This is a genomic window from Odoribacter sp. N54.MGS-14, assembly GCF_000980295.1.
In the GTDB taxonomy this organism is placed as follows: domain Bacteria; phylum Bacteroidota; class Bacteroidia; order Bacteroidales; family Marinifilaceae; genus Odoribacter; species Odoribacter splanchnicus.
Window position 1 is genome coordinate 1 of sequence record NZ_LARL01000086.1, and the last position, 10,298, is coordinate 10,298.

Consider the following 10,298-nt stretch of genomic DNA (forward strand, 5'->3'; position numbering starts at 1 on the left):
ATCCTCGAATTGATGGCCGATCACGAAACTTTATTACCTGACGGTGAGGCAGAAATGAATTTCCGGATTATGGCTTACGGAATAAAAGAAATCAAGGTGATGAAAAAGTATGAAACCAGTGACAGCCTTTCCTATACGGAAGTACTGGATACGCTGGTTTATCAAATCCCCGACGATGAATTACCGGCAGGTTATCTGGCTGTATATGATGAACAAGGTAATAAAGTCGAGAACAACGTTTTTTCCACTACCCGTACAGACTGGGATGTGTTGCGTTTTTATGCACAAGGGGGAGATTTAAAGAGTAATGTTTTGGAAATAAAACGCCGGGATTTACCTGACCCTAACGAATACCAGGAGATTGTATATCCGGTGATTTTCCATTTATTGGTGCCTCCGGCAAATGCCCGGCCTTCCTATTCTATTTCTGTAGAAAAGTTACAGGAAAAATTAGACCGGGTGAATAATATTTTTAATGGCTTGATTTCTAAAAATCCCAACGGAGGAAATGCAAAGATCGTTTTCAAACTGGCAGAATACGACCAAAATGGAAATTTACTGGCAGAGAAAGGAAAAGAGGTCATCAACTTATCTTCGGACATGAACAAAACCGCCTACGAGCAATTCATCAATACCCCCGGCAGAATTTGGGATCCGAACCGTTATCTGAATATCTTTGTGGCAAAATATGCTGACGGCTGGACATCAACGGGAGCCTATACTTACATAGCAGTTCCTCCGACCGTCATTCAGAAAGGACAGGAAGCTATTCCGGGAATTACAGCAACGGAAGTCGAAAGTTTTACAGCAGCCGATGTAACGGATTACAAAGATGTAGCTATCTTGTTGAACTACGAAGGAGTATTGAATGTCAATTCGATGGAGAAAAATGATGCAACGGAATTGGCTACTATTTTCGGCTATTATCTGGGACTGAAGACAATGCAGTATTCTGAAAGTTATAACTGGGAAACCGGAGAAAATGAAAATAATCTGATCGACGGAGATACGGACTTTTGTCCGGATACTTATTTCTATGACCCACTTAATAACTTCACGATTTTCAAAACAGAAAAAGCAGAAGGGAAACGCTATACCTCTTTTAATATAATGGAAGGAAACAGTCGTAAAAATTCCATTACGGTCGATCAGGCCCGGAGAATGAGGATGGTGACCGATCGTTGTCCCTCCCGTTGGAGTTACAAATCCAATTGGGCATTTAATGGGAAACACGATTAACTATAAAAAGGTTGTCTCTGCAAAGGGACAACCTTCTTTTATCGCCTATCAGACTTTATTTCGTTTAACAAGACTACTTTATATTCACCTCAATGGCTGCCGGATATATTCTTGCCGGATCATAAAAAGTGGCACAACTATTTACCATATGTTCGAGTCCAAGCTTTACTTTTCCCTGAAATGCTTTTTTACCATTGACAATCAGAGTGATTTTCTTATTCAGATCGACTAGCTCCGGACATAAATAAATCACGACCTTTCCCTTGGTTGCCGGCCGATAATCTTTTTCGAATTTCAGTTCTATCCCCCAATTAGGGTCGGTCTCGATCGTTTTATAAGTAACCAGATCAACTTTCAATGAGATTTCATTTTCTTTTATCGCCAATTCATAATAAGTCCGGGAAGAATAGTCATCATTCGAACGCTCCTTAACGGCCAGATTATAAAATCCCTTCCGGTACACTCCGTCCATCTCGAAATTTTCCCAATTTACATTTTTAGGATAAGGGTTGCGGGTATATTGTTTCAACCAGGGAGTCGTAAGCGTATAATCGATAGCATGTCCTCTCCCTGGAATCAGTTCTATCCGATGGATATAATCTTCCGGATACAATTTCTTTAATCTTTCAAATTCATTTTTAGTATATGTTGTCAGTTTATTCCGGTAGAAACCGGCATCTGCGGCTCCGGTCAGAAAAGAAAAGGCAATATTCCGGCAGTTTTCGACAGGTGCATTTTTCAAAGGTTCTCCCCCGGCCATAGGTCCTGCTCCGGCCAGATAATCGGCATAATAAGAGGCGAGACGCTGGCTACCGTATCCCCCTTCGGATATACCGAAAAAATAGACTTTATCGGGATTGATATTTCCGGAAACAAAAGCCAGGCGTAACAACTTTTCCCAGGCAAACTGTTTTGATTTTTGCCACCAGCGGTAATAATTACCCATATTGGGAATCTGGGGTATAAAATAGGCCGAAGGAACATCGTCGAATTTTTGGCAAAGTAAGATCCCGGTTGCCCATTCCTGAGCCTTATCACCGGAACCATGCATATAGAGGTAAAGCGGGTATCCCCCTTCAGGCCCGGGCTCTCCCTTACATCCCCAATAATAGGGCATAACAGCATGCGGTTCGAGCTCTGCCGGCAAATCCCAATTACCGGAGTTTTCCTGTTCCAATTTACCGAGTCCGATCAATTTTTGCTCGTCAAACCGATTGTTCGCTTCTACCCACGCTTCCCAAACCAACTGGCGCTGACGGGCAATATCGACCAAAGATACCGGTTTATTGTCTTGATATAAGGTTTCATCGCCCGCCAGGTAATTTAAAAAGAACCGAACCATTTTCTCTTTCAACGCTTTATTTTCGCCGGCAACAGCTTCGTTTTCATTTCCGGAACCGACGGCCAGAGCCGGACAAGCATACGATAATATCGGAAGTACTAAAAAGCAAAAAATTTTTAAATAGTAGGCAGTAGCTTTCATTTTATTCATACCAGAAAATTTATAAATAGAAAAGAGGTATCACAAACGACACCTCTTTCCGAAATCTAACCACTCCTGAAAGAGTGTGAAGACAAAATTTATTGAATGACATTCAATTTTTTACCGATTTTGATAAAGGCTGCGATTGCACGATCGAGTTGTTCACGGGTATGAGCAGCCGACAACTGGATACGGATACGTGCCTGTCCTTTCGGAACGACCGGATAATAGAAACCGGTAACGTAAATATGTTCTTTCTGCAGCTCGGCAGCAAACTGCTGTGACAATACGGCATCATAAAGCATCAGTGCAGCGATAGCCGATTCAGAAGGTTTGATATCGAATCCGGCCTCTTTCAGTTTACCCCGGAAATATTCGGCATTGCTCATCACACGGTCACGCAATTCGGTACTTTCCGTCAACATATCGAATACAGCGATAGAAGCCCCGCAAATAGCCGGAGACAGAGAGTTGGAGAACAGGTAAGGTCTGGACCGCTGACGTAACATCTCAATCACTTCTTTTTTACCTGTCGTATAGCCTCCCATAGCTCCTCCCAGTGCTTTTCCCAGCGTACCGGTGAAAATGTCGATACGATCCATCACGCCGTTGTATTCGGCAGAACCACGACCTGTTTTACCGATAAAGCCGGCAGCATGGCTATCGTCTACCATGACGAGGGCATTGTATTTTTCTGCCAGATCACAGATTTCTTTCAATCGGGCAATATCGCCGTCCATAGAGAATACTCCGTCGGTAACGATAATCCGGAAACGCTGAGCCTGAGAAATTTTGAGCTGTTCTTCCAGATCTTCCATATTGGCATGTTTGTATCTGTAACGAACCGCTTTACATAAACGAACACCGTCGATGATAGAAGCATGATTCAACTCATCGGAGATGATAGCGTCTTCCTGACCGAACAAAGGTTCGAAAACACCTCCGTTGGCATCGAAACAAGCAGCATATAAAATAGTATCTTCAGTCCCGAAGAATTTAGAGATTTTAGCTTCCAGCTCTTTGTGAATATCCTGGGTACCGCAAATGAAACGAACAGACGACATGCCGTATCCCCGGGCATCCAATGCTTTCTTGGCTCCTTCGATTACTCGCGGGTGGGAAGAAAGACCCAAATAGTTGTTCGCACAAAAGTTCAATACGGTTTCGCCCGTAGTCAGTTTGATTTCTGCATCCTGAGGTGTTGCGATCAGGCGCTCGGTTTTATATAAACCGGCATCTTTTATAGACTGAATTTCAGCCTTTAAGAAATCTTGAAATTTTCCGTACATAGCAGTAAAGATTATTTATATAATTTCTTCAAACTTAGAAAATATTTCAGGAAATCCCATAAAAATATCACTTAAAGATTTTTTAAAGTTACAATCCGAACCCAAATCCCCCGATTTTCTAAGAATTCGTTAGTTTCGAAAGATGCCGGTAAATATTATTTCTTACTGAGTTTTTTCAATATCGGCTCGATGATCTCTTTTTGTGAAGGACGGGGAGCATCGGCCGAAATGATATTGAAGTGTTCGTCGATCAACAAGAAACGCGGAATGCCCGTAATATCCCAACCGGATTTAGTGCGGGAGTCCTGACAGTTCAGTTCGTTGACAGCGCCATGACTACCCCGCCCGATAAAGTTTTTCCAGGCTTTCTCACTTTCATCCACCGAGATTCCGATAAACTGTACATTCGGGTATTTACTGCTCAATTCATTGAAATAGGGCATTTCTCCCATACAAGGGCCACACCAGGTCGCCCAAAAATCGACATACATCGGTTTACCTTTATAATCACTCAGTTTTCCTTTCTTACCCTCGGAAGTCACAAGATCGAGATCGATAGCCGGACGTCCTTCCATCAACTTCGCCCGGCGCTCCAAACGCCCCAGATAAGCTTCGCTGAAATCTTTATATTTCAGTTTACCGGCAAAATCTTTCAATTCCCGGTATTTTTCCGGCGTCAGTTCCCCTTCCAGTTCTTCTCCTTTTTCCAGTACTTCGACCAGTTCTGCCAAACGGGCGGACTTCGGATAATCGAAAGCTTTCAAGTTATAGCAACTGACCAGGACATCCCTCACGACAGCCACATCCAGATAATCGTCCGAACCGGCAATTTCCCGCAAAATCGGATTCATATCCCCTTGTATAGAGGTATAAAATTTCTCTACCACCCGATTGAATTCTTCCTCCGACTTACAATCGCTCCACATCGCGTCCGAATAACCGGCAAAAGACATATAGCTATTCGCCACATCAGCTTTAATCCGTTCTTTTTCGAACAGCTTAAATTCCTTACTGACATTTTTCAACTCCTCCAACTCTTTCATACGCAGGGCAGCTAAACTATCCACCGTTTTTTTAGTCGCTTCAAAAGTCGGTTTCAGATTTCTTCCGGCCGAAAGAAAGGACCCTGCTTTCGGAAACAAGCGTCCTTTCAGATAGGTATTGGCTTCCATACCTTTCCCCTCGAATGTACTTTGCGGCTGGGAAGTACCCAAATATACTTTCAGTTCATCTCCGGGAGTCAGATACAAGGTATTTCGTCCGATACGGAAATAAGCAGGTTTGCTCAAAGGCAACACCAAATCGAAATTTCCATCTGCGTCCACGGGTATTTTTATCACTCCGGCATCCGAAATCTCGCCGGCAGCTCCATCCGGAGCCATATTCACTTCTGCCGCTTTAAATTCTTTCAACGAACCATACAAATGCACCGTGTTATTTTTTTCCCATACACGAGCAGCCCCCACATACAGAGACAAACGATCAAAATACTTTTCATTATTTTCAATTTTATCCTTATTCCTGAAACAATTTCGCTAATTTTTCATTCAACCATCCTCCACGGGCATTGGTGCTGACTACCCGGCCTTCGGCATCGACCAAAACACAGGAAGGCACACCATTGGTTCCGAAGAGTTTCATACATTCCTTGTCATAACTCTTCCCGTTCGCCCCGCAAACCTGTGTCCAAGCCATTCCTTCTTCCTTTACCGCCTTCAGCCAGGCATCCGTGTCGTCGTCTATCGAAATACTGACCATATCGAATCCCTTTCCATGGTAACGTTCATAGGTCTCTTTCAAATGGGGGATATCTGCCCGGCAAGGGCCACACCAGGATGCCCATAATTCCACCAAAGTATAATGACCTTTGCGTAATATCCCGGACAATTTCACCTTTTTCAAACCGGTGGTCAATACCTCGAAATCAGGCAATACATCTCCAACGTATAAAGGTTGGCCCAGGACAGCCTTCTCCAGCTCCTGTCCATCCGGGGTTTTCCGAAACTCTTCCGGGAAAAGTCCGGCAACCTCCCGGGCAACCCGTCTTTCATGTGCCCGTACATTCAACCCTTTAGCCACATATACGGCTACCGGAGAGGAAATATGCCGACGAATAAAACCGACCCCGGTATAAAAGATACTGTCGCGTACGGCATCCATTTCCCGGACACAGCGAAATACGTCTTCTTCCGTTCCTTTTTTATAATAATACACATGCCGGTAAGCATCGAACAAACTATCGTTCTGCAAAACAAACGGAGTCACCCGTCGCTTATAAGCCATATACAGATCATGAGATTCCGATCCTTTCACCTGTAAACCGGCAGGAAGTTCTTTTTGCAGTTTCGAAGGCATTTCAGCAAAAGGTAGAGTGACCTGAATAACAGCATTTTCAATAAAAACCGGAATATTCAGAATTTTATCCCACCCAAAAACCCGTTGTGAGGGATCTTTAAAATAAGTAATACAACGCAATTCCGGACCGTCAACTTTCCCTTTGAACTCAAACCGTCCGTTTTTTAACCGGGTACTATCGTAATAATGAGTTTGTCCGGTATTTGTCAGAAATACCCAATGATCATCCGGAGCTCCCTTCAATTCACCCTTCAGTACAAAGCCTTCCGGCTTGCCGGTACAAGCTCCTAACATCAATAAACCAGCTAGTATAATAAATACCTTCATACGCTCTATTTTTAAATAAATACAAAATCAGTAATTTCCCCAAAATCAGTATACACTTGCTTGGCCGGATAATGCTCACTATCCCCACCGACACTTCCGGTAGACGATAAATTCAGAATGACAAAATCTCCTTTACCGTTTCCCATATCGAAACCGATACCCAAACTATATTGCACATCAAATTCATAAGTATCGAAAGCATTACTGCTGGAAAGATAGCGCTTAGCGAATTTCATCTTCACCGCCTTTCCTCCGGCATGGGTATAAATAGCTGTCGCCTTTCCTCCTGCCTGCTTAAAATCCAAACGATAAACCGTATTGCCGGAAGCGTAAAAAAGAAGCCCACTGTACGGAGGGGTAGAGGCAAACACTGCACTTTCGTCCAAACCTTGGGGGATATTTATGGTATAATAGCCATTAAACGAAGCATTGTCCGAATAATTAAATCCTCTCGGATTGAACTCATAGACGAAACATCTGGTATCGTTTTTCGCCAAAGCATAGGCATACACACTGGTCCAGGCAGAAGCATACTGATAACCGGTTCCCAGATACAAGACTTTCTGGTCTTCAGGCAGTTTATTAGGATTTACAGCCGACACATTTCCATCCCGGGTCGGTATAGCCTTGATCAGATTCGTATTTTCCTCGCTTTCAATAAAATACAAGGGATCGTATTTCTTTACACCCAAACCGTCACTCGTATTATAATAGAAAGCGAAACGATGTCCTGCTTCATCGTACAACAAGGCATTATTACTAATTTTAGAAGCAAGCGTGATATTTACCTCTCCTTCCAGATCAGCAGCCGGCTTATAAATTTTCCCGGCACGGGGCGACTGATAAAGCATGCCGCCGGACAGCAACAAAGCACTGGCAGCGCCATCACCATCTGCTAAAGTGACATGCTGAAAATCAAAACTACTCTGAGCTAACGGAGCTACCATCCGTATCAGGCTGTCTTTCTTTTCAAAATGTTTCCACTGACAATATACGCCCGCTTCTGCCGGATCGTCCGTAATGACAGTAAACATATTCCAGCCCGATCCTGTACCATAATACTTACAGGAAGTCGTATACGACATCAAAGCCTGCGGTTTTCCGGTAAATCTTTTTCCGGTTTCTTTATAATAAGCATCTTCCTGTACGACGATGTCTCCCCCGATATATTCGATAGAACCTAATTCAGTCTGTCCGTTTTTACGGTGTAATATCATCCACGAACCGACATAAGGTTTGATCAATTCAATGGTCGTATTGACCGGATATTCTATATCCGTTATTCTATCGTATACATTCAAACGAAAATAATGGGCATAGGCCAGATTTTTAGCTTCAGGATCAATATGAAAACTTAAATTCTTTTCCAATCCAACCGTGTCGAACTTGCCATGTCCGTAAAAATTATGATTGGTTGTCGAATGCAGCCACGTATATTCCAGATTATCCTCATTTTCTTGTAAGGACTGAGACAATTGCGGTATAATTGTAACCGTCGTATCTTTATCCAGACGCACCGAATATACTTTATTTAAAGAAACATCCAGCGTATTTACCTCCTGATAAGTATAATTTCCCTTATCATCGTAGCACGAAGCCACGAGTAATCCTAATATAAAATAGATTAATCTTTTCATACTGTTCAAATTTTAAAGTAATTCCGAAATATCCGGGATCTCGATCCATTCCCCGGTATTCTCATCAATCAAAGGCTGATTGGCCGGATCTGCTTTATAGGCTTCAAAATCCGTATAAAATCCGTTCGACAAGAGTATATCGTAAAACTGATTGGTCATCATCCATTCATTCAGGGAAGTCCCTCCGTATTTTGTAATCAGATACCGGGCTTTCGTCTCACTATAATCACCGAAATACATGGCATAGTAACCGTCCCATTCTTCCTCATAGGATCCCCATAAACCGAGATTTACCGTATCTTCGGCCTTTAATCTGAAAAATTGTCTTTCTAAAGTACCCGCTTCAAAATCAGATTGGGCATAATCGAAAGTCAGATTAGCCGAATATGTAACATTGCGTGTTGCCGGACGTTTTAAAAGTATTTTAAACACAGCCTGTCCGGTATCGGCAGGTACATAATATGTTTCCGGAAATAAAACTTCCAATGCATTTTCATCAGGAGCATCGGTTTTAAATACTACTTTCCGGGGATAATCCACCATAGCACCGCTGATTTTCACCCCGATCAATACAGTATCTACCCGCAATGAATCGCCCAACGGATTTATACCGAAATTCACCTCATAGTGCAGATAAGCCGTATCGTCCTCCCAATAGGGCTCCTTATTCTGTCCCAGATAATAATCCCCCATAAAATTAATTTGTTGTCCTGCTCCATACTGTACCATTTCATACTCTTGACAACTGTATAACACCGCCAAAGCCAGCATCAAAAAGATAACTATTCCTATTTTTTTCATAATTCTTCCGATTAATTGGTTTTACCAAACAAAGTTTCATCATCCGGCCAGGAAAACATATAGTTACTTTCGGTCATATTACTGAGCGGACTATGTAAAAAAGTAGTATACCCATTGCGTTTATAGAAGTAGAACAACTGTCCTTCTCCATAAAACTCTTTCCGGTATTCTTTCTCGATCTCATTCAAACGGTTGGCTTCCGTACAAACCGTCGGGTCTATACCACGCATTTCCCTTACCTTATTTAAATATCCGGCAGCCTCTTCAGGAGTTGCAGCACATTCTGCCAAAATGTAATACATCTCCGACAACCGGATCAATACGACCGTACCTTCTGTAGAAGCCCATAAATTCTCCTGTTTGTACTTTCTCATCGTAATCCCATGAGTACCGTAATCGAAGCCAACCCCCTCCCGGATGCGTAAGTCATTCGACCCGTCATTGGCCACATCGAAAAGTTCGTCCAAAAACTCTTCCTTACTGATATAATAGGTATTCCCATTAGTGATCGTAGCCACTTGCTGGTCGAAATCGTCCACATACACCGAAAATACAATTTCTTTCGAACGCAATACATCGGAAGCATCTCCGATCAGATCGAAATAACCACTCCCAATCACCTGATTGGCATAATTCTCTGCCTCCGTCTTATTTCCGGCATACAGATACACCCGGGCCAACAAAGCTTTCACCGCATACAGATTCATCCGTTTATGACGATATACCAAAAAACGATCGCCTCCCATATCCTCTTCCTCATAGTCACTAACCGGAAACTCAAAATTCAGGGGATCGGTACCGGTGAGTAAGGTTTCCGCTTTTTTCAGATCGGAAATAATACTGTCCATGACCACATTCGACGGTTGCAACTCCTTGATTTCTTTACTGAATTCAGTCCGGTAGGTAATGCGTTTAGAAGTGGGATTATCCTTATAAACGGGGCCGAACATCCGCAACAGGTCGAAATGCAGGAAAGCCCGTAAACCTAAAGCTTCTCCCTTTATAATCTCATAATAATGACCGGTCGTAAAAACCTGTTTATTCTCATCGCAATAATAGAGCAGGTTGTTCACGTTAGCTATAATGTTATACATTTTTTCCCAGATCGTTTTAGTATAACTTTCCGTTTTGGTAGAAGGGAAAGTATACCACAATTCATTCTGATAA

At 42.7% G+C, this 10,298-nt stretch carries 8 protein-coding genes; 1 reads left to right on the plus strand and 7 read right to left on the minus strand.

The features are described 5' to 3' along the window. Nucleotides 1–1,239: hypothetical protein (locus WS42_RS13145; RefSeq protein ID WP_046451223.1), on the plus strand; the 1,239-nt coding region annotated here is incomplete at its 5' end. Nucleotides 1,240–1,312: 73 nt separating this feature from the next. On the opposite strand, the gene WS42_RS13150 is transcribed toward WS42_RS13145, so the two are convergent. The 7 genes from WS42_RS13150 to WS42_RS13180 all read right to left on the minus strand — a co-directional run. Beyond that, nucleotides 1,313–2,722, minus strand: coding sequence for a hypothetical protein (locus WS42_RS13150; protein WP_286728636.1), 1,410 nt, complete (start codon nt 2,720–2,722; stop codon nt 1,313–1,315). A gap of 98 nt (nt 2,723–2,820) precedes the next feature. Continuing rightward, nucleotides 2,821–4,011 carry a glycine C-acetyltransferase gene (gene kbl, locus WS42_RS13155; RefSeq protein ID WP_013613598.1) on the minus strand — a complete coding sequence of 397 codons (1,191 nt, stop codon included), beginning with the start codon at nt 4,009–4,011 and terminating at the stop codon, nt 2,821–2,823. 155 nt (nt 4,012–4,166) lie between these two features. Beyond that, entirely contained in the window at nt 4,167–5,441 is a 1,275-nt protein-coding gene (locus WS42_RS13160) for a TlpA family protein disulfide reductase (protein WP_286728631.1), read from the minus strand. An 85-nt stretch (nt 5,442–5,526) separates the two neighbouring features. Beyond that, a complete protein-coding gene (locus WS42_RS13165) occupies nt 5,527–6,693 on the minus strand; it encodes a TlpA disulfide reductase family protein (protein WP_046451225.1) in 1,167 nt (388 codons plus the stop codon). Between the two features lie 11 nt (nt 6,694–6,704). Further along, complete coding sequence (locus WS42_RS13170; protein ID WP_046451226.1) at nt 6,705–8,330, minus strand: PKD-like family lipoprotein; 1,626 nt, start codon at nt 8,328–8,330, stop codon at nt 6,705–6,707. 12 nt (nt 8,331–8,342) lie between these two features. Further along, nucleotides 8,343–9,131, minus strand: a complete 789-nt coding sequence (locus tag WS42_RS13175; protein ID WP_046403431.1) for a DUF4843 domain-containing protein — start codon at nt 9,129–9,131, stop codon at nt 8,343–8,345. Nucleotides 9,132–9,142: 11 nt separating this feature from the next. Next, nucleotides 9,143–10,298, minus strand: a 1,156-nt coding sequence (locus tag WS42_RS13180) for a RagB/SusD family nutrient uptake outer membrane protein (protein ID WP_286728635.1), incomplete at its 5' end; no start/stop codon positions are given.